Below are 26,276 nucleotides of genomic sequence, written 5' to 3'. Positions count from 1 at the left end.
TAGAAAAAATAGAGCGGGAGACCGGGTTCGAACCGGCGACATTCAGCTTGGAAGGCTGACGCTCTACCAACTGAGCTACTCCCGCAATTTAATTTTAGGCAAACCTAAAACATATTTCCAATATTTCAAACATTATTTTAAGGTATTTTTCATACCAAGACGTTTCGGTCTTTAGTGGGGAGAGCAGGATTCGAACCTGCGAAGACGTAGTCAGCAGATTTACAGTCTGCCCTCGTTGGCCGCTTGAGTATCTCCCCAACACTAATATTTAAAAGAACCTTGAAAAACCTTTCGGTATTTCCAATATTTTGAGCCGATAGAGGGACTCGAACCCACGACCTGCTGATTACAAATCAGCTGCTCTAGCCAGCTGAGCTACATCGGCACAATTTTTATCAACTAACACATTTTCCGTAAAGGAAAAAGCAATAGAAAATAGAGCGGGAGACCGGGTTCGAACCGGCGACATTCAGCTTGGAAGGCTGACGCTCTACCAACTGAGCTACTCCCGCAATTTAATTTTAGGCAAACCTAAAACATATTTCCAATATTTCAAAAATTACTTTTCGGTATTTTCATACCAAAACCTTTCGGTCTTTAGTGGGGAGAGCAGGATTCGAACCTGCGAAGACGTAGTCAGCAGATTTACAGTCTGCCCTCGTTGGCCGCTTGAGTATCTCCCCAACACTAATATTTAAAAGAACCTTGAAAAACCTATTGGTATTTCCAATACTTTGAGCGGATAGAGGGACTCCCCTCGACTACGCTCGGGATAAACTTCTAGTCCCGGTCGCTTTTCAACCCAATTCAATAAACTAAACAAAAACTATAATATACTTTTGTTTTTTTAGAGCCGATAGAGGGACTCGAACCCACGACCTGCTGATTACAAATCAGCTGCTCTAGCCAGCTGAGCTACATCGGCACTATATTGTTGATCTGGCATATTAGCGTCCTCACAACGGCTGCAAATATAGATAAATATTTATTTCGTGGGCAAAAAAAAACATTTTTTTATCCGACAAAATCTTAGGAACGAAATGGCTTTTTCTTTTTTTATTGGAGACCAGAAAGTTAGAGGCGTTTAGGAAGATTGGGGTTTTAAGAACTGTCAAGTTGTTTTTTAATAATAAGGCCATTTTTGGTGGAGTTAGAGGGCGACTTTAACAAAGAATAGGTTATTTTTAAAAAAAATGGTCGCCATATGCGGGGATTTTTGCCCTGTGTTTGGTTTTATTGACATAGATTTTAGGCTCAGACTTAATTTTTAACGAACCTTCTTTATCTTTTATAAAGAAGGAGCTATTACTTTTTAAGTCTCTTGGGTGACGACAAGGTCGCATTCTTTGAGTTTAAACAAGGAATCACTGTCCATTTTAAGCTTATAAGCCCTTTCCATGATATTATAAGAACTTTTTAGATCTTCTATTTTTTTCGAATCAAAAGAATTGACAGATTCCCGATCATCTGGTCGTAGTGCAACGGGGACAATGTCATGGAGTACAATGAGTAAAACAAGTTCATTGTTGAAATGGCTGCTTAGATATCAATAGTTATTGCGATGGGGCAATGGTCGGATCCTAACACTTGCGGAAAAATTTCTGCAGAGGTTATTTTGCCTTCCAAACTTTTACTGATTAAGAAATAATCAATTCGCCACCCTATATTCCGCTCCCTTGCCTTAAACCTATAGCTCCAATAGGTATAGGCAACCTCGTTGGGGTGAAAGAGCCTAAAAGAGTCCGTAAATCCGGCATCGATCAAGTTTTGCATGCCATCGATTTCTACTTGGGTATACCCGGCAGTTTTGTTATAGTTCTGTTTGTCGTTTTTTAAGTCCATAGGAGTATGGGCTACATTAAAATCGCCACAGACAATGACAGGTTTTGTCTTTTCTAGATTTTTTAGGTATTCCAAAAATTCGGCATCCCATTGTTTTCTCATAGGTAATCTGTCCAATTGCTGTCCAGAATTAGGCACGTAGACGTTTACCAAATAAAAGTTGTCGTATTCAGCGCATTGAATTCTTCCTTCATCGACATCCTCTGTAGGTAGTACTAGCTTGGTAAGTTGTAAGGGTGTCTCTTTAGAATACAGGGCTGTACCCGAATATCCTTTTTTCTCGGCAGAATTGTAAAATTTTGCAAAGCCTTGTAAGGGGGCGGTAGCCTTGGCAACCTCAATTTCTTGCGCCTTGGTTTCCTGTAGACATAGTATGTCCGGATCCAATAGTTTTATGGATTCAAAAAACTCTTTTTTCACGGCAGCTCGTATGCCGTTGACATTCCAAGATATAATTTTCATTGGCTTTTATAAGTTAATGGTGAATATTAAATTTAAGAACGATGTTATAGGGGATTTAATTGCTGCCAGACAGCCGTTTTAAGAAGACTGCTGTTATATAGAATCTCCGAGCATACCTAAATTATGTTGGAAGATTCTATATGTTATTCTGATTTTACTTTGTCTTAAAAAGCTGCTTTAGCAGTACTAAATACAGATTTTATAATTGCCTATAGCAACCATATGGCTACGCTATTCTAGGATGTTTTTTTCCAAGTTTTCTATATCGATTACAGATTGGGATTTTTGGACAATATTGGCAATGATTTCATCTATTTCCTGAGTAGCTTCAAGGATATGGTCTAGCATTTCTTCTTTTTCCTTAGGATTTAACATATCCTCTTTGAACAAATCTATAATTCCCATTAGTCGCGCTACCGGGGCCCTGACCACATGCGATTGGGTCCAAGTAATATCTCTGAGTACCTTATTTTGATTTTCAATACTCATGGCGTATTCCCTTAATTCCCGATTGAGTTTCTTTAGGGAGTTTTCATGAATTTTACGGAAGCTAATATCAGAAATCACACCTACCATACGAATAGCCTTTCCTTCTCTATTTCTTATGATAATTCCTTTTTCCAAGACATAGGCGTACTTCCCATCCGCTTTTTTAAAGCGATACTCTGCCTCCCATTTGTTGGTTTTCGGGTCGTGGAGTGCCTTTTCAAGAGATTCCATAACCGTTTTCGAATCTGCCGGATGCAAATATATTTTCCATATCTCCTCCAGGCTTTGTCCTTTGCCATAGTTATGGCCAAATAAGCTTGTAAAGGCGTCACTTAAGAATAAAGTGTTGTTGGTAATATCCCAATCAGAAATGCAGTCGTTGGTGGTCTGACTAACCTTTTCGAATCGCTCGTTCGATTTTTTGATATGTTCTTCTGCCGCAATTCGTTCGGTGACGTCCTTAATAAATACCGACATGCCGCGGTTAGAAGGGTAAATGTTTACCTCGAACCATTTTTTTGATTCAGGATGAAACTCTTCAAAGTGAATCTTCTGTTTATCTTCTAAATGGTTTTCAAAACTTTTATACTTATCGTAAATGGAATTGTTTTTAGGAATGACATCCCATAAATATTGGCCTACAATTTCCCTGCGGTTAATCTCTAAATACTCTTCCGCATACTTGTTAAAATAGGTGACGACTCCATGTTGGTCTACCGAAATAAAGGCCTCTCCGATACTCTCCAATATCCTGTTATTTTCTTTAAAGGCTTTTTGAAGGGACAATTGGGTAATCTTCAGTTTTTGGATGTTTTGAATACTCCCATAAACACGGACACATTTCCCCTCTTTAAATTCGGGTTTCCCAATGACCCGTACCCATCGCTCGTTGCCTTTTGCGGTGATAATAGGCATGTCATAATCTATAGAAACACCCTGGTTTATGGCTGCTTCTACTTCATTGGTGATTCTTTTTAAATATTTATCGTCTTTTTGAAAATTTTCATAGAATTCAAAAGTAGGCTGGTAATTGGGGGTTACCTCATATATTTTCTTGGTAATATCTGACCAGTATGCTTCCTTGGTCTCTAGATTTATCTCCCAACTTCCTATTTCGGCCAGATTATTGGCCATATCGAGAAGTTCCTGTAATTTTTTGGTTTCCGTGATATCTTCGGCTACAGCAAAGATCATCCCCTTGTCAGGAGCAGGAGTTGTATTCCATTTAAGCCACACTGTCTTTCCGCTTTTGGAGATATAACGGTTCTGAAAATTTTTAATTCCTTGATCCAGATTGAAAGATTTAAAGACATTGGCCGTAATTTCCCGGTCGTCTGGGTGAACAAAATCAAAGACAGGCCTGCTTAATAATTCTTCCTCCGAATATCCTAAGATTCTGGTAGCTGCCGGATTAATTTTTTTAAAGTAGCCGTTTGTCCCTGCGGTACAAATGATATCTGGGGCAAATTTAAATACTTGGTCAAGTTCTATTTCTAGTCGTTTTCGCTTTATTTCTTCTCCTAAATAGATTGAAATCTGCTCGAACAGTTCACCTTCTATCGCGTGGTGATAGAGTTTTTTGTCTAAGCCAACCACTAATATACCTATCAATTCTTGGTTATTGATTAGGGGGATCCCTATAGCCATGTCCATAGAAGAGTTTGCTAGGGATTTTCTCCTTATAAAGTTGTCTCTTTTATGTAGGTTGTCCCATTTTTGTACGCGTTGCTTTTCCCAAACCGTCCCAGGCAAGCCTTGTCCCTTATCAAAGAATTGTACTTCTTTGCTGTTGGCATAGAAAAGTTGGCCACAATCTTTCTCCGTATAGGTGGCGACCAACTGTATTTGTTTGTTTTCGGAATCGGGCAGCCAGATTTCTCCAAGGGTAAAATCTTTAAAATTTACAATTAGCGCTAGAACACTTTTTAAACAGGGCTGAAGTGCTTCTTGCTGACTGAACAATACACTTATATCGGTCAGTAATTGTTTCTGGAATTCCAAGTTTTTTTCCTTGGTAACATCTCTTTCAATAGAGATCCAATGAGTATACATCCCGGTTTCATCGGCAACTGGGTTTAAGGAAAAATTGTTCCAAAATTCTTCCCCATTTTTTTTATAGTTAATGACGGTAGTTTTGCAAGGCTTCCAACGGCGCATGGCTTCCCCTAGTTGTTTTAAGGCCACTTTGTCTGTTTTTGGCCCTTGTAAGATCCGAGGGCTTTTGCCTAATACCTCCTCGGCCGTATAGCCGGTCATTGCTGTAAAGGCATCATTGATATATAGAATTCGCGGTCCGGGTTCGTCAAAGGGTTCTGCTTCTGTGATCATGACCGCATCTGTGGTGTTGGTTACCACAGATTCTAATAGGCGTAACTCTTGTTCTTCCTTTTTTATTTGGGAGATATCTTGTACAGTACCCTCAAATATTAGGGAGTTGTCTTGGCTGTCCTTGACCAAACGGCCCATTCCATGTACCCACTTAGACTGTCCCGAAGGAAGCAGGATACGATATTTTAAATCTTGTTCTTTTTTTCCTGATAAAGTGGCAAAATGTTCCGATAAGAATTTTTCTTGGTCCCTAGGATGAATCGTGGCGAGGAAATTTTCAAAACTCAGAACGAAAGTAGTTTTGTTTCTTTCCCAAATAGCATACATTTCATCGGACCAGGATATGGAATTATGGTTTAGGTCCATACTCCAGTAGCCCAATTTGGCAATAGCAGTAGCCGTTTTTAGTTTTTGCTCCGAAAGCTTCAGGGCTTGTCGGCGTTTTTCTTTTTCAGTGACATCCTTACAGGTTACCATCAAGCAATTTAAATTGTTGTACCTTAAATAGTGGCCGGTAACATCAATTTTTAATAAGTCGCCATTTTTCTTTTGGTGCGTAAATATGCCATAATTAATAGTGCCTTCTTTTTGTTGTTTAATTTGTAGGGCCGCCATTAATTTACCAACCTCTTCCATGGGTCTTAGGTCCTTTATCGTCATAGCCAATAGTTCCTCCCTTGGATACCCATAAAGCGCTATCATGGCTTCGTTGACATCAATGATTTGTAAGGAATCAATCTCAAAAATATATTTAGGGGAAGGGCTATTATCAAAAAGCAGGCGGTATTTTTCTTCAGAAGCTTTTAACGCTATTCTTTTTGTAATATCCCTTGCCTTAATGACAATGCCCTGAATGTCGGGATCGGTCATCATATTGATGGCTATTACTTCAAACCAACAATAGCTGCCCGATTTGTGTTTAATTCTATAAGCGCCAGGAATAAAAGGCTTTTCCTCTAAAAAATGTGAAAAGTTAAGGGTGACTTTCTCCCGGTCCTCTGGATGAATATAATTGAAAATATTTTTACCTACTAACTCCTCGGAAGGGTAATCTAGAGTGTAGCAGAAGCTTGAATTAACAAAGCCTATAGTCCCATTTGAATCTAACACCGTTTTCAACGTATATCCGGCGTGTAATGGGGTAGAAGCGTTAGCGTCTAAAGCCGCAAGACTTTCCTGTATTTTCTGTTGTGTTGTAAGTTTTTTTGTGTTTTTCTTCGGTTCAAGGGATTCGGTCGTTTTAGGAAGCACGGCCTTTTCTAGGGACTGCTCGGGCTGTAGGTATGGCAGGGTTTGGTTCGCTACGATTTGTAGCGCCTTGCATTGTTCCGGACTTAGGGTTTTTGGGGAGCTATCTTGAATGTAGAGGATCCCTATAGTCTTTTTTGCGGCATTCTTAATGGGAACAATAGCGATAAAAACAGGAAGTGGGATAGGGTTTCTTTCTATTTTCTCTGTAAGTCTTGCATCCTTTTTGCTGTTCTCTATTAGCAATAGGTCTTGGGGGTTATTTTGCAAATATTCGTTGACCAAAGCTTCAAGCCCTGTCCCTGTCAAAATTATATCTTCCGATGAAGGCTGAAGGTTTTTAGGAACTTCTAGCAAGGCAACATTAGAGGATAGGGTATTGCAAATAAATGCAGCCAATTGACAAGTATCTTTGTAAGATTTGTATGTCAATTTTAAAGCAGAATAAGAAGGGAGGGTTGCAAGCTTGCTATTAGCCATATTTTTTTAGCTTAAAGTGGGAAATTCCCCTTAGTTTTTTAAGTACTTAAAGTCTTTTTGCCTAAAGACAAAGATCATGTTTTTTTATGTTAAAATCAGTTAAGTCCCATCTTGAAGGTGTAAAAGAGTATTAATTTAACTATTTATTAGCTATTTTGGAAATGCGGTGTAGTACGACGCATTATTTATGATACCTAGGATTTGTTATTTAATATAAATCTAAAACCAACAGTTAAAACTATAAGAAAATTCGTTTAAAAGCGTAAGTACTCGTTGAAATACTAGTTCAGGGAGAGTTGTTACTCTTTGAAAAGAAGGTTTTTTCGGACTTAATAATAGTTTATACTCTTAAATTCTAGGACAGTATATTTTTAGTGATGCTGCATATTTCGAGGTATTAAATAACTGATTAGTATTTTATGAATTTAAGATTAGTAGGTGTTGGATATTATTACTCTTGTTTTTTGTAAGTGTTAAAATACGGATTTTGTAAAAACTATACCATTCTTTAGCATAATTGATAATATTTCTTACAGATAAAGTAATTTTGCGCCTTAATAATGATGCTAGAAGAAAAGTACAGTAATGATTACAGAAAAAACCTAAAGGTGAAAAGAGCCTTCTTTTTAGGTGTTTTCCTTAAAATATCACCTGACCATGAATAGGCAAGTACTAATAATAGAGGATGATAAACTTAATTGTTTATTGCATAGAAAAATCTGCACCAAGGCAGGCTTACCAGAACCTGTTGTTTTTTATAATGGTAAAGAGGCGCTAGAATACATAGAAGAACAGCTTAATGATGCCATAGATTTGTTGATTTTATTAGATATTAATATGCCTGTGATGAACGGCTGGGAGTTTTTAGATAATTTACCGGCGGCACGCCATAGTCCTAATACCTTTATTGCCATCGTAAGTTCTTCTTTTAGTGAAGCCGATAGGGCTAAAGCCCAACAGTATAATTTAGTGCTAGAGTATTTTGTAAAACCATTTAGTATTGCACAATTAAGAAAGCTTTTAAATCAGCCTTTTTTAAATGTATTTAAGGAGGCATAGATATTTTATTCTCATTTCTTCTGGTCTCCATGCTTTGAATACCTTATTTTTTCAGTCCCAGACTATTTCTTAGATACGCCTAAGGAATCATAAAAAGTTTTTATAGTTGCCGTTTTAAACTGTAGGGAACATCAGTGCTATTATTTTAGATAGCCTGTTTTGGTTTCTATCTGCCACATTTACATGTTGTAATATAGGTGTAATTTCTTGATATTGAGTTGTTATATGGGTGCATTTATTTCTAGGCGTAAATAGGCTTTTAAGGGGTTTTTCATTAAAAAACAACCTAGAGCGCTACTTCATTTGGCTAGCCCTGATGCTAGATGAAGCCTCTTAGGACCTGCCTTAGGCAGGTCCTAAGAGGTACTAGATTATTTTTTCTTAGTGTATTACATCGATTAAAAAATAGGATATCGATAGTTGTAAGCCACTCAATTTTCTATTTAAAAGGCTATTCTTGCGTATTTTTCTCTAGATTTTCCATATCGCTTAACGATTCGGATTTCTTGACAATATCGGAAATGATTTCGTCTATTTCCTGGGTGGTGGCAAGGATATGGTCTAACATTTCTTCCTTTTCCTTGGCATCTAACATGTCTTCCTTAAAAAGATCTACAATACCTATTAACCGAGCTACGGGAGCCCTGACCACATGCGATTGGGTCCAGGTAATGTCTCGGAGGACCTTGTTTTGGTTTTCGATATTAAGGGAGTGTTTCTTTAATTCCCGGTTGAGTTTCTTTAAGGACTCTTCATAATTTTTACGATAGGTAATATCGGACATTACGCCTACCATTCGAACAGCCTTTCCTTTTCTATTTCTTATGATGATTCCTTTCTCGAGTACATAAGCGTAATTCCCATCCGCTTTTTGAAAGCGGTATTCTGCCTCCCATTTGTTGATTTTCGGGTCGTGAAGCGCTTTTTCAAGGGATTCCATGATCGTTTTTGAATCTTCGGGATGAATATAAAGGTCCCATAATCCCTCTAAATTTTGTCCTGGGGAATTATTATGGCCAAATAAGCTTGTAAAGGCGTCACTTAAGAATAAAATGTTATTAGAAATATCCCAATCTAAAATGCAGTCGTTGGTAGTTTGACTAACCTTTTCGAAACGCTCGTTCGATTTTTTAATCTTTTCTTCCGCCTCCATTCTTTCACTGACATCTTTAATAAAGACAGACATGCCCTGGTTAGAAGGGTATATGTTTAGCTCGAACCATTTTTTTGATTCGGGATGGTATTCCTCAAAGTTGATTTTCTTTTTTTTATCTAGGAGGTTCTCAAAATTTTTATACTTAGCGTAAATGGGATTGTTTTTAGGAATGACATCCCATAAATATTGGCCCACCACCTTTCTACGCGATATTCCCAAATAATCTTCTGCCTGTTGATTAAAATAGGTGATGACACCGTTTTTGTCTATCGAAATAAAGGCCTCCCCGATACTTTCCAATATTCGATTATTTTCTTTAAAGGCCTTTTGAAGCGCTAATTGGGTAAGCTTTAGTTTTTGGATATTTTGAATACTCCCATAAAAACGAACACATTTCCCGTCCTTAAATTCGGGTTTTCCAATGACTCGTACCCATCGTTCCTTGCCTTTTGCCGTAATAATAGGCATGTCATAATCTATAGAAATACCCTGGTTTATTGCTGCTTCCACCTTATTGGCGATTCTTTTGAAATATTTATCGTCTTTTTGAAAATTTATATAGGATTCACGAGTAGGTTGGTAATTGGGAGCTACCTCATATATTTTCTTGGTAATTTCTGACCAATAAATTTCATTTGTCTCCAGATTCATTTCCCAACTTCCTATTTCGGCCAAATTATTGGCCATATCCAAGAGTTGCTGTAATTCTTTGGTTTCCGTGATATCATCGGCAATGGCAAAGGTTACCCCTTTGTCCGGAGCAGGGCTGGTGTTCCAGTTAAGCCAAACAGTTTCTCCGTTTTTTGCGATATAACGGTTTTGAAATTTTTTGATTTCCTTTTGGAGATTGTCCGGTCTATAGGTCTGGGATGTAATTTCTCGGTCATCCGGATGTATAAATTCTAGAATAGGCCTACTTAATAATTCTTCTTCCGTATATCCTAGGATTTTGGTAGCAGCCGGATTTATTTTTTTAAAGTAACCGTCTTTCCCCGCGATACAAATGATATCTGGGGCAAACTTAAAAATCTGATCGAGTTCTATTTCTAGTCGTTTTCGCTTTATTTCTTCTCCTAAATAGGTAGAAATCTGCTCAAACAATTCGCCTTCCAAGCTATGGTGGTACATGGCTTTTTCTAAGCCAACCACTAGGATGCCTACTAATTCTTGGTTGTGGGTCAAGGGGATTCCAACAGCAATATCCAAAGAAGAGTTTTCAGTAGCTTTTCTTCTTACAAAGTCCTCTCTTTTATTTAAATCTTCCCATTTTTGTAGCCGTTGTTCTTCCCAAACCTTTCCTGGTAAGCCTTCGCCTTTTTCAAAAAACTGTACCTCTTTGCTGTTGGCATAAAAGATTTTGCCGCAATCTTTCTCGGTATAGGTGGCGACCAACTGTAATTGTTTGTTATCTGTATCCGGTATCCAGATTTCACCGATGGTAAAGTTTTTATAAGAAACAATTAATTGTAGCACGCTTCTTAAACAGGGGTAAAGATCCTCTTGCTGGCTGAACAACCTACTGATGTCGGTCAGTAATTTTTTCTGGAGTTCCAAGTTTTTCTGTTTGGTAACATCCCTTTCTATGGAGATCCAATGGGTGTACCAGCCACTTCCATCGGCAACCGGATTCAGGGAAAAATTGATCCAAAATTCTTCCCCGTTTTTTTTATAATTGATAACGGTAGTTTCGCAAGGCTCCCAGCGACGCATGGCTTCTCCTAATTTTTTTAAGGCTACCTTGTCAGATTTTGGCCCTTGCAAGATTCGAGGACTTTTGCCCAACACCTCCTCGGCCGTATAGCCGGTCATTTTAGTGAAGGCATCATTGACATAGAGAATTCTAGGTCCAGGTTCGTCAAAGGGCTCTGCTTCTGTGATCATGACCGCATCCTTGGTATGGGTTACCACTGACTCTAACAGACGTAGCTCTTGTTCTTCCTTTTTTTGCTGGGTGATGTCTTGTATCGTTCCCTCAACCCTTAAAGGATTACCGGCAGCATCTTTTATCAAGCGCCCTAAACAATGGATCCATTTTATTTGACCGTTCGGTTGCATAATCCTAAACACACAGTCTTGTTCTTTCTTTCCAGAAAACACATCATCATTTGTCTCTAAAAAAACTTTTCGATCAGCTTCAACGATGGTGCTCAAAAAATTTTCAAAGCTATTTAGGTTCGTTTCCTTATCTCTTCCCCAGATGTTATAGATTTCATCGGACCATTTTGGCAGATGGGGAGGAAAATCAACACTCCAGTACCCTAGTTTGGCAATAGTAGTGGCTTGTTTCAATTTTTGCTCCGATAGTTCTATTGCCTGTAGTCGTTTTTCTGCTTCGGTGACATCCTTACAGGCTACCATCAAACAATTTAGATTATTATACCTTAAATAGTGGCCGGTAACTTCTATTCTTAATAAGTCGCCATTTTTCTTTTTGTGCGTAAAGACCCCAAATTTAATGGCGCTATCTTGTTCTTTGTTTTTTTGTGTGGCCGCTATAAATTTTGAGACTTCCTCTTTTGGTCTAAGATTTATGGCCGTCATGGTCAGGAATTCCGTTCTACTGTAGCCATAAAGTTTAATCATGGCCTCATTAACATCAATAATATGTAAGGAGTCTATATCATAGATGTATTTAGGTAATGGACTAAGGTCAAAAAGTAAGCGGTATTTTTCTTCCGAGATTGCTAATTGATGTTTTAATTCATTCTTTTCAGTAATGTCCTTGGCATTAATAACAACGCCTTGAACATCAGGATCGGAAATCATATTGATAACTATAATTTCAAACCATTTCCAGCGACCAGATTTATGTTTAATTCTATAGGCCATAGAGGTAAAGGGTTTTCCTTGAAGGAACTGAGAAAAGTTGTAAATAGCTTTATCGCGGTCTTCTAGATGTACATAACTGAAAATATTGGTTTCGAGCAGCTCCTGGGAAGTATAGTCTATGGAAAAACTTAAGGCATCACCCACAAACCTGAAATTACCTTGTGCGTCAATAACGGATAACAGGTTATAGCCTGCTTGAATTAAAGAAGTAGCACCTGGGTCTGCCGATTCAATCTTTTTCTCAATTTTTTTTTGCGTTAAAAGCGCATTCGTTTTCGCTCCTTCGACGAGCGCTGCCTCTGTTTTAGGGTCATTGGTTTTTTGTAGGGCCTCTTGGGGCGGCAGCAATGCTAAGGCTTGCCTAGCTAATACCTTCAGCGCTGTAGCTTGTTCTGGAGTCAGCTTTTTGGGTGTATTATCCTGAATACTGAGGACTCCTACTACTATTTCATTTTTATCTAGGATAGGAACAAAGGCCATAAAAGCAGGAAGGCTGCCCGTGCCGCTTGCTGTTTTTTCCGAAAGTCTTTGGTCTTTTTCGCTGTTCTCAATAATAAAAATTTCGTTGGGAGTGTTGCGAAGATGGTTTTTAAATAATTTTTCTAACGCAGTTTCCTTTAAGGTGGTTACTTCTGATGGGGTGTAAATATGTTTTGGAACTTCTAATAGCGCAACTTCCGTGGACAAAGAACTACAAATAAATGCCGCCAATTGACAAATATCATCGTAAGATTTAGATGTCAGTTGAAGGGGAGAGTAGGAAGGGAGCGCCGATACGCTTTGGATGGCCATATTTTTAATTTAAATATCCCTTATACAATAATTAAGTATTATGTAATTTACATAATTTTTACACCTTAAATGCTGTTAAGGGGGCTTTTTATTTATAGAAAAAAACTAAGAGTTAACGGTTTGATAACAGATGAAAACCATAAATGCCTGTAATTATAATTAATTTTGCGTGCGAATTATCATAAGTTCTACCTAGCTTTTAAGGTCAAATTTGTCGGAACAATGATAGACAAAACTATTATAAAATCCGTTAAAAAGCATAAATATTCGGTAAACTGTAAGGTTTAAGTCAAAAGTTGTTGATGTATTGTTATGGTTTTGCCTGCAATAAATTTTATTGATACTCTTAAATTCTTGGACAGTACAATTTTACTGATGGTCCATGTTTTTTGGGAGTTAAAAAACCTATTATAACTTTGTGAATTTAATATTAGTAGGTGTTAGCCATTATTGCTCCTGTTTTTTTGTAGGTATTAAAATACGGATTTTATAAAAATTATATCATTCCTTAACATAATTGATTATATTTCTTACAAATAAACTAATTTTGTACGCTGCTAATTAGGCTAGTAGAAAAGTACAGTATTGATTAAAGAAAACCCCCTAAAAGAGAAAAGAGTCTGCTTCATAGATGCTTTCCTCAAAAATATCACCCGACCATGAACAGGCAAGTACTAATAATAGAGGACAATAAACTTAATTGTTTATTGCATAAAAAAATCTGTACCAAAGCAGGTTTGCAAGAGCCTGTTGTCTTTTATAATGGTAAAGAGGCTCTAGATTATATAGAAGACCAGCTTAGTGATGCTATAGATTTGTTGATTCTATTAGATATTAATATGCCTGTGATGAACGGCTGGGAGTTTTTAGATAATTTACCGTCGGTACGCAATAGCGCTAATACCTTTATTGCCATCGTCAGTTCTTCTTTTAGTGAAGCCGATAGGGCTAAAGCCCAGCAGTATAATTTAGTGCAAGAGTATTTTGTAAAACCGTTTAGTATTGCACAATTAAGTCAGCTTGTAAAGGAGCCTTTTTTAAATGAATTTAAGGTGGCTTAGTTGCTGGTATTTCGTAGTCTTCTGTTTATTCTTTTTTTTTTGATGACCGTTTGACGGTAAAGTTAGGATAGGGGCGAAGTTTCAGAATCTTATTTCCAACTATAGCTTCAATACTGATCAGGTGAAGCACATTTTACGAGTTTTTATTTGCCTGTGAAAGTTAGGGTGATACGAGTCGCCTTCTTAGCCTTTTTTCCAAGGCTTATAAAGTCGGTTTTTTTTTCTCTTTTATAAGCACAACTTCCTCGCGCTGCAAAAACTTATCACCAAGGTTCGTTTCATTTTTTAGGGACAATTTTTTATTCTTAGGAATCTATTGGTTTTGGCGAATCTCCTAGGCCGATTTCTATCTCAAACTATCCTATTCGCAACAAGGAACAATTAACTGTACTTCCCTAATTAGCGTTGACCGTTTTTAGATATTAATTTCATTATTAAAGATAACGAGTTTTTCTCTTTGATCAGGGTTTAATAAGGATACTTTGCCACTATATGAGGTAGGGGCCATTCTTCCTATATTATTGTTAACTGCTAATTGTTTATTGAAAAAGCGTTAGGGACCGCAGCGGCATCCCCGCAGCGTAGCAAGGGATATAGCGGAGTGCCCGACCGACGAAGGAGGGAACGCCCAAATTATAATGCTGTAGGTGTAAAGAATTTTGATTCCATATCAACAATAAATAGGATGGTATAAGAATATGGCCGTGGATAAAAAAGCTGTCGCGATATGCATTGTTTTTGCGGCCTATTATTTTGTGAGTGTACTGATCTCCGCGAGGTGAAAATTTGTGGAAATTCTGGAGAAAAAGATAAAGAGGGCGTTCCCGAAATTCAACGCCCTCTTTTTGTCGTTTTTATAATTCACTTGATATCAGTAAATCATGGGGCAAACCTATTAAATTAAAAGAAGGAGGTAAACATTTTAACGGTTTGTTGGGTTTTTTTAACATATGGGAGTGCCGCTTGGAATTTAGCTAGAAAATTGCTCGTAATTGTTCAAGAAATTAGATTAGAAATTCTAGTTAAATTTAACAAAAATAATAGTGAATAATTATTTTTTTTTAGGTCACATACTTATATGGATTGCTAAAGGGAGATTAGGAAGTTTTTAGTACATATCTATTTTAAGCCCTGAGGAGGGGAGTAGGCTTGTGGTTGATTACAGCGAACTAAACGTATCTTCTTAGGGTGCTAGGGTCGAGTAAGAAGGGAAGTCTTAATGGATAGTTTTGGGATACTGTTGGGGTTACTTATAACCAATGGGGGTAGGTCAGCGTGTAAAAGGTGGGAGTGTTAACGAAAACACTCTTTTAACCAAAACCTTAAATACCAGAAAGCGATGGTGTATTTCTTTGAAATGCTGCTAGGGTTTAGGAAAGAAAGGTTGGTTTCTTAGCAGTTCGTTCCCTTCTTGTTGTAGAGGGTATTTTGGGATTTTGTGGAAATAAAAAAGGAGGGGCACAACCCCCTCCTTTAAAAAAAACTAACTCAACTATTAACTCAACTTAATATTAATTATATCCTGGTGATTGCTCCAATAATGGGTTTCTACCGATCATATCCGTCGTAATTGGTAAAATCAGTTTAAACTCATCTCCTGGGCTTAAGAATTCGATATTGTCAAAGACATAGCTGTTACCAGCTCTTCTTAGATCCCACCATCTTTTTCCTTCACCAATGAATTCTTTGTAACGCTCATTTAAGATAGCGTTGGCGTTATCCTCTTTAGAACCATTGATATAGGCGTGGGTTAGTGGATTGTAATTGTCACCGAAGGCTCTTTCTCTGATTTGGTTGATTTCTCCAGCTGGATTTTCACCCAAATGGTTTTTGGCTTCGGCCAAAAGCAATAGTACATCGGCATATCTGTACACAGGTACATCATTTTCAAAAATACGCTCAGAACCGTTCACTTGTCCTAAAAACTTATTAAAGACCGAACCAAAATATTTAGGCTCATTATAAGTAGGATATCCTAAACCGCCATTATCATCGATGTACAATCTAATGAAGGTAGCATCTTTACGGCTATCGTCATTGTCATCTAACAACAATATGGTTTTTTCTGACTGTCCATATCGGTTGGCGCCAGCGATTACAAAATCGCTCATAGATTCCCCGTTATCATTAAACTGAGGGTTGATCTCGGTACTTCTACCTGTTAAGCTATTGTAGAAGTTAGACGCTTCATCTTGCTTGTATTGGATGGCAAAAATAAATTCGCTGTTATTTTCGTTCGGCACTCCCCATAGCTCGGAGATATCACTGGTTAAGCTAGCTCCTAAAGCCTCAACTTGTTGTAGGGCATTTTTAGCCTCCGTGAAATCGGCATTACCGCCGCCCAATAAATTACCAGACCAGATATATACGTCACCTTTAAGGGCCAATGTAGCGGCTTTTGACCAATACACTCTACTGTTGTTAAAGAAGCTTCCGTCCGATCCAAAAGCGCTTAAAGAGGCTTGAATATCGGATTTGATCAGGCTCATTACTTCACTCTGTGGAGATCTAGGCTTGCTTAATGCAGCCGGGTCAACATCTGTTAATGGCTCTAAAGAAATTGGCACATCGCCCCATGTCTTTAACAAGGTGTAGTAGTACAACGCTCTTAAACCATAAGCCTGTCCAATAAGGTGGTCCTTTTCGTCTTCATTGACAAAGGTTACATTTGGAATATTTGCCAAAAAGTCATTGATTCTATGAATTCTTGTGTATAAACCTGCCCAACCACCAAAAGGAGCTGTAGCAACAGTAATATTAGATTCGATCAAGGAAGTGTTTGATGCGGATTCGTACGTACGTCCACCCCAAATATCACTTCTCATTTCTCCCAATAGCCAAAATTCATCGGCGGAAGATCTTAAGTTCGCATACAATCCAGTATGCGCGGTTCTCACCCCTTCTTCTGTATCCCAGAATCCAGCTGCGGTCAATTCGCTGGGACTGGTTAGTTCAAGCTCGCTCTCGCAGGCAGTCAAACTAACGGCAGCTAATAGTATATAAATATATTTTTTCATTTTGCTACTATTTAAAATGTTAGATTAAGTCCTATCGTTATCGTTTTTGGAAGCGGGAATGCTCCGTATTGAACACCACCAATTTCTGGGGTATCACCACTCATACTCTTAAAGTAATGTAAGTTAGAGCCGGTTACGTAAACGTTCAGTCTTTTGATGGTATTTTTAAAGTACTCTGCAGGGACATTATAACTTAAAGTTACCTCTCTAAGCGCTAAATAATCTCCTTTTTCCCAGAATTGTTGGTTTGCGTAGTTTTGTAAGCTATAAGAAGATTCACTACCTCTCCATATGTTTTTTGCATCATTTACAAAAACCATACGTGGCCAATCTGTATTGGTGTTGGTAGGAGTCCAAGAATCTAATACTTGAATAGGCTGATTTAAGTTACCCTGAGTTTGTCCGTAACCTTTAGCATTGATATGATTCCAAACTAAATGTCCTGTGGCAAAATCCGTTTTAACAAATAAGCTAAAATCCTTGTATTTGAAATTAGTGGTCAAACCTCCAATGAAGTCAGGCGTAGTACGTCCAATTACTTTTCTATCAAGACTATTGATAACACCATCGTTATTTTGGTCTACCCATTTAACATCACCGGCCCAACGTTTGTTACGGCTAGCTGCTGGCATATATTCGTCCGTGATAGCATTGTCTGCATCGGCTTCGGCCTGAGTGGCATAAATACGCTCTTGCTCAAAAGCTATAACAAGGTCGTTACCAGATCGTTGTCCTTCTTGGAAACCACCTGTCCATTCTTCTTCACCAGTCTTAGGGTTCCAGATTAATTCTCCTCCCTGTCTGTTTAAGTCATTATCATTTTCAGGAAGTTTAATCACATAGTTTTTGTTAGAGGTAAAAGTAGCTCCAACATTCCAGCTGATATCTTCAGTGCTAATAATGTTAGCATCAACCTGTAGTTCAAAACCTTTGTTTCTAATAGTACCGTTATTGGTTAAAATACTGCTGAAACCAGTCCAATAAGGCAATGTTAAGTTCGCTAGTTTGTCCTTGATATCTCTAGAGTATACATCGGCAATTAAAGAAAGTCTGTTGTCCAAAAATGAGATATCCAAACCAGCATTAAAGGTAGTCGACTTTTCCCATTTTAAATCTAAGGTAGGTAGTGAAGAGTTGGCATAGCCAGTTTGACCATTGTAAACACCTTGACTTCCATAAGATCCGAAAACACCATAATTGCTTAAAACATCCTGGTTTCCGTTCACCCCGTAACTTAATCTTGGTTTTAATCTAGTGATATACTTGTTTAAGTTAGATTCGATAAAGAAATCTTCATTGTGGGCATTCCAACCTGCAGAAACCCCTGGGAAAAATCCAAATTTCTGGTTTCCTAATCTCGAAGATCCATCACGTCTAAAAGTACCACTGATCAAATACTTATTGTCAAAATCATACAATAAACGTCCAAAAGTAGAAACGATTACATATTCTGTTTCAAAACTAGAAGGAATACCATCAGCTTCTGCTCCTGCATTCAAAGTTTCAATTAAGTCTGTAGGAGAATTTCTTGTTCCAGCAGAGGTTGTAAAGAAATTGTCCTTGTAGTATTCTGTTCCAACCAATGCATTGAAATTATGGTTACCAAATGACTTGTTATAATTTAAAGTACCAGTCAACTGATTTCTTAAAGTTCTGCCTAAGCTAACCGAAGCCTCACGTGCTGTACGTAAAGGTCCAGTAGTACTTCCTACTCTATAAGCCCTGTTAAAGCTCTCGTTGTGATTGTTGATGGCAAAGTGACTTCCGTCTACAGATAGTACTAACTCATCTAAAATGCTCCAGTCGATACCAACCGAAGCCGATAAACGTTGTTCTAAGTTTTTTCTAACAAATTTATCTTGATAGTACAATGGGTTACCAAAACCTTGGTTTTGTCCTACTGCATAAACATCGGACCATGTACCGTCAGGGTTGTTGTCGTAATCCCTAGAAGTAGGGGCCTGACCTTGGAACCTTCTAAATACCGTATCATCACCTCCCAATGGACTTAAACTTAAGTTAGAGTGAGAGTATAAAACATTAGAGTTTACTTTTACGTTGTCAGTAATTTTATAAGACCCTGTAAATTTTCCTGAATATCTTTTAAATCCAGATCCTAAAATTAAACCGTCATTATCTAAAAGTCCAAGACCTAAGTAGTAGTTTCCGTCTTCGTTACCACCGTCAAAAGATAAATAATGGTCTTTTGTAGCACTGTCTTGATAGATACGGTCGCCTACATTTTTATTGTCATAAAATAAAATCTGTCTGCTAGGATCTAAAATATCAGGAATGGATTTCCATCCTGGTTGGTTTAATAAGTATTGGTTGTCTGCTGTTAACAACTGAGTGGTGAAAGGAGAATTGGTTGTGTTTCCTCCGATACCAAAAGAGTTGTCTCCATTGATAAACTGACGGATGAAGTTTGGGTTCCCACGTGTTTGTTCAGAATAGGCATGTCCTTGTCTGTTGTAGTTTAAGAAATCGGCGCCGCTTAAGTACTTTTGACCATTTCTTTCCTCATTGATACTATACTTGTATTTATAGTTAATAGAGGATTTTCCTGTTTTACCAGATTTAGTCGTTACCAAAATAACTCCATTGGCAGATCTAGCACCGTAAATAGCGGTGGCCGCAGCATCCTTTAATACTTCAATAGATTCAATATCATCAGAGTTTAAGGCGTAAAAAGAACCTGGGATTCCATCAATTAAAATTAGCGGAGAACCAGATCCGTCAAAATTGGTACCTCCACGTAATACGATAGAAGGTGTAGCACCCGGTTGACCAGTATTGTTGGTAACCCTAAGACCAGCAATGGTACCTTGTAAGGCCGTTGCAGCATTAGATCTCGTAGAAGTTTCCAAAATTTCAGTGTCTAATTTAGAAACCGATGTGGTTAAGGTTCCCCTAGTCTGACTACCGTAACCAGTAACAACTACTTCATCTAAAACTGAAGCGTCTTCTAATAAAGTAACATTGATGACAGTTTTGTCTCCTATCACTATGTTTTGGGTCGTAAACCCTAGGTAACTAAATACCAATACATCGTTTGGACTGGCTAGGATGGAATAGTTACCATCGAAATCAGTTTGGGTACCTGTGGTGGTTCCCTTTACCAAAACGTTTGCCCCTGGAAGGGGTTGTCCACTGCCATCGGAAAGAGTCCCGGTGACTGTTTTTTCTTGTGCATACGTACCGCTAAATAGCAAGAAAGCTGCTACCGTAAGTACGTAATGAATTAGTTTGTTTTTTTGTTTCATGTTGTTAGTTATTATGTATTACATAATGCAATACTAAAGAAAAAAATATTATTAACAAAATATTTAGAATATTTTCTTGCGCATTTAACTTGTTTGATTTTTAATAACCGTCCATTATATGTAATAAATGTTATTAATACCTTTAAGTAGCTGTATTTCAATGTGTAATTGTTCGGAAGTAGAGATATGTAAGGTGGTAGCGCTAAGAAGGTTAGATTGTTTCTTGGAAGCGCTATAAATGTTAAAAAAGATTAATGGGTGTCGCGTAAATTGGTGTGAATTTATGTTGTACGCTTCAAAATCTTTGAGTATGTTTGTATTATGTAATACATATTAAATACAAAAAAGATGAATGGACTTATTGCTGCGACGTATGCCCCTATGCACGAGGATACTTCGCTAAATTTAGATATAATTCCTAAATATGGGAAATTTTTAAAGAAAAATGGTGTTAAAGGTGCTTTTATTAATGGTTCTACCGGAGATTTTACTTCCTTGACCGTTGAGGAAAGAAAAGATATAGCAAAAGCTTGGGGCCAAAATAAGCCTGAAGATTTTTTTGTAATCAATCATGTTGGAGACACCAGTTTAGAAGTAGCCAAGGATTTGGCAAGACATTCTGCCGATCATAACATGGACGGAATTGCTGTTTTGGCACCTTATTATTTTAGGTTGTCAGATATTCATAAGCTGATTGCATACTGTAAGGAAATTGCTGCCTGTGCGCCAGACCTTCCATTTTACTATTACCATATTCCTGTCTTGACCGGTGCAAATTTCTCAATGGCCGAGTTTTTGGAATTAGCAACACCGCAGATTCCGAATTTAGCTGGAATTAAATTTACCAATAACAATCTAATCGATTATAAATACGCAAAGGACTTCAATAATGGTTCTGCAAATATTTTATTTGGTTTTGACGAGATTTTCTTGGCGAGTTTGCCTTTTGGAGCCGATGGTTGGGTAGGAAGTACCTATAATCATTTAGCACCATTATACTTAGCCGTGTTAGAGGCTTTTAATAAAGGTGATCACGAATTGGCAGCAACATTACAAGCAAAATCTATGAAGTTTGTCGATGTGTTAAACGCTAAAGGTGGCTTTAACGGAGCGGCAAAATCATTTATGAAAGTTTTAGGGATCGATTGTGGACCAAGTAGATTCCCGCATACTACTCTTTCCGAAGCTCAATTAAAAGAAGCTAAGGCAGAATTGGAGGCGTTGGATATAATGTCTCATACCGCTAAGGTATAGTTTGTTGAAAATTTGTAAAGCTGTTTATTTTCAGGAAATTTTATAATGCTTATAGATTTTCCTGAAACCTGATAATTAATTGTCTTGAGAAATCTAGTTTGGATTGGTTTTTTTTTGGTTTTTTCCCTGCAAGCACAAAAAGTTAAGATTGCTTGTGTAGGGAATAGTGTAACCTATGGTACAGGAGTCGAGCAGCGTGAAGTGAATTCTTATCCCTACCGCTTGCAGCAATTATTGGGCGATGGGTATGAGGTGATGAACTTTGGGTTTCCTGGGGCAACATTGCTTAAGAATGGTCATAAACCTTATTGGGATAAGCCTGTTTTTGAAGCCTCCAAATCCTTTATGCCGAACCTGGTGATTATTCACCTAGGGCTAAACGATCAAGGCAATAATAATTGGCCCGATCATAAGGAAGAATTTGTACAGGATTACTTAGACTTTATTCAGGCGTATCGCGAGCTGCCTTCACGACCCAGGGTGGTGATTTCCAAAATGAGTCCTTCTTTTTCTGGTCATCATTGGTTTGAAGAAGGGATGCGCGAAAATTATCAGGAAATTCAAGCTAAAATAGAAATAGTGAAAGATCTAGCCGGGGTTGATGTAATTGACTTGCATGAACCCTTGTATAGATTTCCGGAATACTATGCAGATGATCTGCACCCCGCCAAAGAAGGGGCTGCTATCATTGCCAATAAAATGTATCGCTATATCAGTGGGGATTATGGAGACATAAAGCTGCCCTTGCTATTTGGCGAAAACATGGTTTTTCAAAGAAACCTGCCCATAGAAGTTCACGGGTCGGCCAATGCCTTGGACGAGATTAGTGTTGCTTTTAATGGGGAATTACTGCAAACCAAAGTGTCTGTTCATGGGGAATGGAGTGTTCAGTTTCCATCACAAAAGGCGGGTGGACCTTATAAACTCACTATAGATTCTAAAAAATCGGGGGCTGTTAATATAAAGGAGGTATATGTAGGTGAAGTATGGTTGGCCTCGGGACAATCTAATATGGATTTTAAGGTCAGAGAGGACCAGCAGGGGCGTACTATTTTAAAAGACTCCTTAAATACCAAGGTTTTTTTGTTTTCTATGGATGGCAAGGCGCAAACCTCCAACCATAGTTTTTCCAGGGAAGAACTGCAAAATTGTAATGCGGCAAATTATTTTGAAGCATCCGGGTGGAATAAAGCCTCGGGGGAGGAGTTGGCCAATTTTTCTGCCGTAGCCTACTCCTATGCCTATCATCTTCAAAAGCAATTAAATGTTCCTATTGGGGTCATATGTAACGCCGTGGGTGGGGCGACCACCCAAAGTTGGATTAGTAGGGAGGCCATGGAAACAACCCATGAAACCATTAGTTTGCTAAACGATACCCACAAACACCCTCTTGTGCAGCCATGGGTAAATGAACGCAAGGCAAAAAATATGCAGAATATGCGGGAGTCAGGCGTTAAAGCAAGACATCCGTTTGATCCTACCATGTTGTTTGATGCCGGTATTAATCCTATAAAAAACTATCCTATCAAAGGTGTTATCTGGTACCAGGGCGAATCGAATGCAGAGCGAGAGCAGTTGCACTCCAGATTGTTTGCCCTTTTGGTGCGCGATTGGAGAAATCATTGGAATAATCCAAATATGCCATTTAATTATGTGCAGCTTAGCAGTATCAATAGGCCTGGTTGGGGGGCGTTTAGAGATTCCCAAAGAAAATTATTGGACATTCCTAATACAGGGATGGTGGTGTCTTCGGATGTAGGACACCCCACCGATGTGCATCCCAAACAAAAATGGGTGCTCGGAAAACGATTGGCCAAAACGGCCTTGGCAAAAAATTATGGGATGAATATACCATATTCTGGACCTTTGTTCGATTTTGTCAACGTAAAAGATGATACCTTGGAAGTACATTTTCTTTTTGGAGAAGGCCTTGGCACTTCAGACGGAGAGGCGTTGCGCGATATTCAGATAGCCGGAGCCGATAAGGTTTTTGTGCCCGCCAAGGCTAGGATCAAAAAGAACGTGCTGTTACTTACATCAAAAAAAATAAAAAAACCTAGATATGTCAGATATGGATACACTTCTTATACCGATGGCAATCTAATTAATAAAGAAAAGTTGCCTGCCGCAACCTTTTCTAATGTGACCAATTAAACCAAAACCTGAAAAATGAAGAAATACTTAAAATATGTTGATGAAAGCCAGCCTCTTATAAAAAAAAAGGCGGCCTTTAAGGTTTTAGGAACCATTTATGCAGGCTTGTTTTTGATTTTAACTTTCACAAGCTATGCGAATCATATCATTAATACCCCACTTGAAGAAAAGTATCCTCTAATTCCCACGCCACAGGAATTGGCGTACGGAAAAAAAGAAGTACGCTTTAAGTCCATTGATATAAAAGGGAATGACTTTTTAAAGGAAGGGATGTCCTTAGCACCGTTTTTTACGGAGCAAGAAATAGCTATAAGTAAGAATGGCTTGGCGGTAAAACTTATAAAAAGCGATAATTTTAATGCTTCCCAAAAAAAAGAAGGCTATACGTTAAGTGTCGGGAAAGAAATTGTGATCACTGCCTATACTCCTCAAGGAGCCTTTTACGGATTACAGACTTTTAAGCAACTCCTGCGAAAGAAGCAGGGCCAGTGGATGTTACCACAAGTAAAAATAAAGGATTGGCCAGTTTTTGAAATTAGAGGTCTTTTGCACGATACCGGAAGAAACTTCCAAAGTGTAGCGCAGCTAAAAGAGCAAATAGATATCCTTGCCCTATATAAATACAATACTTTCCACTGGCATTTAACCGATAATCCCGGTTGGCGTTTAGAAAGCAAGTTGTATCCCCAATTACAGTCCGATGAGGCCTTTAGTAGAGGGGTAGGCAAATACTATACACAGGAAGATTTTAAAGAAATTTTAGCGTACTGCAAAGAGCGGTATATAACGGTTATACCCGAGTTAGATATTCCTGGACATACCGATGCCTTTAGAAAAGGTTTGGGAATTAAGACCATGAAAGATGAAAGGGTATTGCCTATTCTTTTAGATCTTTTTAGTGAGTTGTGCGGTTTGGCCGATGAAAAAGAGATGCCCTATATCCATATAGGAACCGATGAAGTGAGAAATGAAGCCGAATATGTCGAAGATGAAATGATCTTGGCTATTATGGAGCATATAAAAAGCCAGAACAGGGAAGTTATTGTTTGGAAAGAAGGCATTGTTATTCCGGAAGATAGTACTTCCATCAACCAATTATGGGCATACCATGAAGGACGAAAAGGGCATCGTTTTATAGATTCTCGCAGTAATTACATCAATCACTTAGATCCTTTTGCGGGCATGGCTCGATTGTTTTTCCAACAGCCCGCCAGGCAGCCTAAAGGAGATTCTTTGGCCTTGGGAGGTATATTAGGGGCATGGCCCGATAATAATGTATTGGAGGAGCGCGATATTCTAAGGCAAAACCCTATTTATCCGTCCCTTGTGTTTTACTCCGAAGCCATTTGGAGAGGAAAAGAAAAGGACTATCCTGAGTATTGGGCAAAATTACCGGCAAAAAATACGAAAGAATTTATGGCCTTCAAGGAATTTGAAGATAAAGTTCTTGTTCATAGGGACCTATATTTTGAGGATAAAGAGTTTCCTTATATAAGGCAAACAGATAAGTTTTGGAAAATTATTGGTCCATTTGACCATGAAGGCGATTTTGCTAAAAAATTTCCGGTAGAGGAGGAAATTAAATCGGCTTACGAGCTCGATGGGACGGAATACAAATGGAATGACGATCCTGTTGGGGGTACAGTACACTTAAAGCATTTCTTTAATTTCCCCGCTTTTACGGAAGCAAAATCTGGCACCTATTATGCTTATACGAGAATTTACTCACCAAATAATAGGCTACAGGAATTCTGGATAGGCTTTCAAGGATGGTCGCGCTCTGGAGGTAGAAGAGGAGGGCCATCGCCGAAAATAGGGCAGTGGCATTTTACCGAGCCAAAAATATGGGTGAACGATACGCCGGTATTGCCACCAACTTGGAAACAGCCAAACTTAGGATCGGCCACGGACGAAATACCCTTTATCGATGAAGATTACTTTTATAGAAAACCGACGCTGGTTAATTTGAACAAAGGATGGAATACCGTCCTGTTAAAAATTCCACATGGAGGAAATTCATGGAAGTGGATGTTTAGTTGTGTTCCGGTAGAAATAAATGGAACGAATGTACGAGAAGTGAAAGATTTAATTTACGACGCTTCTTTTTAGTTATAAATCAAAGTGTTACCTTATGAGTAAGTTGTTAATTTTTATCCTTTGTTGTCTTTTTACGGTAGCCATAAATGCCCAAAAATATTCTGAGCATTACTATCAACGAAAAGCAATGTTCGAAAATACGCCGGACACGGAGGGTGAAATAATTTTTCTAGGGAACAGTATCACCGAAGGAGGCGATTGGAAGGCAATGTTTCCAAATAAAAACGTCGTCAACAGAGGTATTAGTGGCGATGTAACCGACGGCATTTTAAATAGGCTATCAGAAGTGACGTCGTCCAGACCAAAGAAAATATTCTTGCTTGTTGGGACCAATGATTTGGCCAGAGGGAAATCTGCCGATGAAGTTGTAGAAAATGTAACTGTATTGTTGCGCAAAATTCAGGAGGCGTCTGCAGATACTCAAATATTCGTACAGAGTATTCTACCGGTAAATCCACAGGTGGGCGATAAATTTTCGGGCCATAAAAGCAATCAGCAGCTAATTCTGTTGGTCAATAAAAGACTCGAAACCCTGTCTGAGGAAATGGGGGTGAGCTATATAGATCTCCACCGGGCTTTTAGAAACGCTAAAGGCGTTTTAAAACCAAAATATACCTATGACGGCTTGCATTTAGCTCCTAAGGGGTATAAGCGTTGGAAAAAGGTCATTAAGCCTTTGGTGAATTGATGTTAAGAGCTCAGCTGTTTGGTCGGTAGGGTGTCCTTGTAAAAACGTGCGAAAGTG

Annotated in this window: 11 protein-coding genes and 6 tRNA genes; 6 read left to right on the top strand and 11 right to left on the bottom strand. The window is 38.3% G+C overall.

The window, feature by feature from the left end:
* Positions 1-12: 12 nt before the first annotated feature.
* The 8 genes from HCG49_RS04575 to HCG49_RS04540 all read right to left on the bottom strand — a co-directional run bounded on the left by HCG49_RS04575 (position 13) and on the right by HCG49_RS04540 (position 6,849).
* Positions 13-85 (bottom strand) — tRNA-Gly (locus HCG49_RS04575).
* Between the two features lie 90 nt (positions 86-175).
* Positions 176-257, bottom strand: a tRNA-Tyr gene (locus tag HCG49_RS04570).
* A gap of 54 nt (positions 258-311) precedes the next feature.
* A tRNA-Thr gene (locus HCG49_RS04565) sits at positions 312-385 on the bottom strand.
* A gap of 54 nt (positions 386-439) precedes the next feature.
* Positions 440-512 (bottom strand) — tRNA-Gly (locus tag HCG49_RS04560).
* 89 nt (positions 513-601) lie between these two features.
* Positions 602-683, bottom strand: a tRNA-Tyr gene (locus HCG49_RS04555).
* Between the two features lie 168 nt (positions 684-851).
* Positions 852-925: transfer RNA gene (locus HCG49_RS04550), tRNA-Thr, on the bottom strand.
* A gap of 614 nt (positions 926-1,539) precedes the next feature.
* Positions 1,540-2,304, bottom strand: coding sequence for an exodeoxyribonuclease III (locus HCG49_RS04545; protein ID WP_168468370.1), 765 nt, complete (start codon positions 2,302-2,304; stop codon positions 1,540-1,542).
* A 231-nt stretch (positions 2,305-2,535) separates the two neighbouring features.
* The gene (locus tag HCG49_RS04540; RefSeq protein ID WP_168468369.1) at positions 2,536-6,849 is read right to left on the bottom strand and encodes a PAS domain S-box protein; all 4,314 of its coding nucleotides are present in this window, start codon (positions 6,847-6,849) and stop codon (positions 2,536-2,538) included.
* A 657-nt stretch (positions 6,850-7,506) separates the two neighbouring features.
* Here HCG49_RS04540 and HCG49_RS04535 point away from each other — a divergent pair.
* On the top strand, positions 7,507-7,908 hold the full coding sequence (locus HCG49_RS04535) for a response regulator (protein WP_168468368.1): 402 nt from the start codon (positions 7,507-7,509) through the stop codon (positions 7,906-7,908).
* 451 nt (positions 7,909-8,359) lie between these two features.
* Here HCG49_RS04535 and HCG49_RS04530 read toward each other — a convergent pair whose 3' ends face one another.
* On the bottom strand, positions 8,360-12,685 hold the full coding sequence (locus HCG49_RS04530) for a PAS domain S-box protein (RefSeq protein ID WP_168468367.1): 4,326 nt from the start codon (positions 12,683-12,685) through the stop codon (positions 8,360-8,362).
* Positions 12,686-13,344: 659 nt separating this feature from the next.
* Between HCG49_RS04530 and HCG49_RS04525 the strand changes: the two genes are divergently transcribed.
* Complete coding sequence (locus tag HCG49_RS04525; RefSeq protein WP_168468366.1) at positions 13,345-13,746, top strand: response regulator; 402 nt, start codon at positions 13,345-13,347, stop codon at positions 13,744-13,746.
* 1,511 nt (positions 13,747-15,257) lie between these two features.
* Here the strand turns inward: HCG49_RS04525 and HCG49_RS04520 are convergent.
* Together HCG49_RS04520 and HCG49_RS04515 are read right to left on the bottom strand one after the other, a co-directional pair.
* Entirely contained in the window at positions 15,258-16,763 is a 1,506-nt protein-coding gene (locus HCG49_RS04520) for a RagB/SusD family nutrient uptake outer membrane protein (protein ID WP_168468365.1), read from the bottom strand.
* A gap of 11 nt (positions 16,764-16,774) precedes the next feature.
* On the bottom strand, positions 16,775-20,026 hold the full coding sequence (locus HCG49_RS04515; RefSeq protein WP_168468364.1) for a SusC/RagA family TonB-linked outer membrane protein: 3,252 nt from the start codon (positions 20,024-20,026) through the stop codon (positions 16,775-16,777).
* Positions 20,027-20,374: 348 nt separating this feature from the next.
* Between HCG49_RS04515 and HCG49_RS04510 the strand changes: the two genes are divergently transcribed.
* From HCG49_RS04510 to HCG49_RS04495, 4 genes are all read left to right on the top strand, one after another.
* Entirely contained in the window at positions 20,375-21,280 is a 906-nt protein-coding gene (locus HCG49_RS04510) for a dihydrodipicolinate synthase family protein (RefSeq protein ID WP_168468363.1), read from the top strand.
* An 84-nt stretch (positions 21,281-21,364) separates the two neighbouring features.
* Positions 21,365-23,434, top strand: coding sequence for a GDSL-type esterase/lipase family protein (locus HCG49_RS04505; RefSeq protein WP_168468362.1), 2,070 nt, complete (start codon positions 21,365-21,367; stop codon positions 23,432-23,434).
* 15 nt (positions 23,435-23,449) lie between these two features.
* Complete coding sequence (locus tag HCG49_RS04500) at positions 23,450-25,543, top strand: family 20 glycosylhydrolase (RefSeq protein WP_168468361.1); 2,094 nt, start codon at positions 23,450-23,452, stop codon at positions 25,541-25,543.
* 22 nt (positions 25,544-25,565) lie between these two features.
* Positions 25,566-26,219, top strand: a complete 654-nt coding sequence (locus HCG49_RS04495; protein ID WP_168468360.1) for an SGNH/GDSL hydrolase family protein — start codon at positions 25,566-25,568, stop codon at positions 26,217-26,219.
* Positions 26,220-26,276 lie beyond the last annotated feature (57 nt).

Source organism: Arenibacter sp. 6A1 (assembly GCF_012272855.1).
GTDB lineage: Bacteria > Bacteroidota > Bacteroidia > Flavobacteriales > Flavobacteriaceae > Arenibacter.
Note: the sequence above shows the minus strand (reverse complement) of the source record. Positions and strands in the feature narration are given on the sequence as shown.

Bases quoted from the DNA above. Each gene is read 5' to 3' on its own strand.
- HCG49_RS04545 (WP_168468370.1), bottom strand. From the start codon at position 2,304: ATGAAAATTATATCTTGGAATGTCAACGGCATACGAGCTGCCGTGAAA.
- HCG49_RS04540 (WP_168468369.1), bottom strand. From the start codon at position 6,849: ATGGCTAATAGCAAGCTTGCAACCCTCCCTTCTTATTCTGCTTTAAAA.
- HCG49_RS04535 (WP_168468368.1), top strand. From the start codon at position 7,507: ATGAATAGGCAAGTACTAATAATAGAGGATGATAAACTTAATTGTTTA.
- HCG49_RS04530 (WP_168468367.1), bottom strand. From the start codon at position 12,685: ATGGCCATCCAAAGCGTATCGGCGCTCCCTTCCTACTCTCCCCTTCAA.
- HCG49_RS04525 (WP_168468366.1), top strand. From the start codon at position 13,345: ATGAACAGGCAAGTACTAATAATAGAGGACAATAAACTTAATTGTTTA.
- HCG49_RS04520 (WP_168468365.1), bottom strand. From the start codon at position 16,763: ATGAAAAAATATATTTATATACTATTAGCTGCCGTTAGTTTGACTGCC.
- HCG49_RS04515 (WP_168468364.1), bottom strand. From the start codon at position 20,026: ATGAAACAAAAAAACAAACTAATTCATTACGTACTTACGGTAGCAGCT.
- HCG49_RS04510 (WP_168468363.1), top strand. From the start codon at position 20,375: ATGAATGGACTTATTGCTGCGACGTATGCCCCTATGCACGAGGATACT.
- HCG49_RS04500 (WP_168468361.1), top strand. From the start codon at position 23,450: ATGAAGAAATACTTAAAATATGTTGATGAAAGCCAGCCTCTTATAAAA.
- HCG49_RS04495 (WP_168468360.1), top strand. From the start codon at position 25,566: ATGAGTAAGTTGTTAATTTTTATCCTTTGTTGTCTTTTTACGGTAGCC.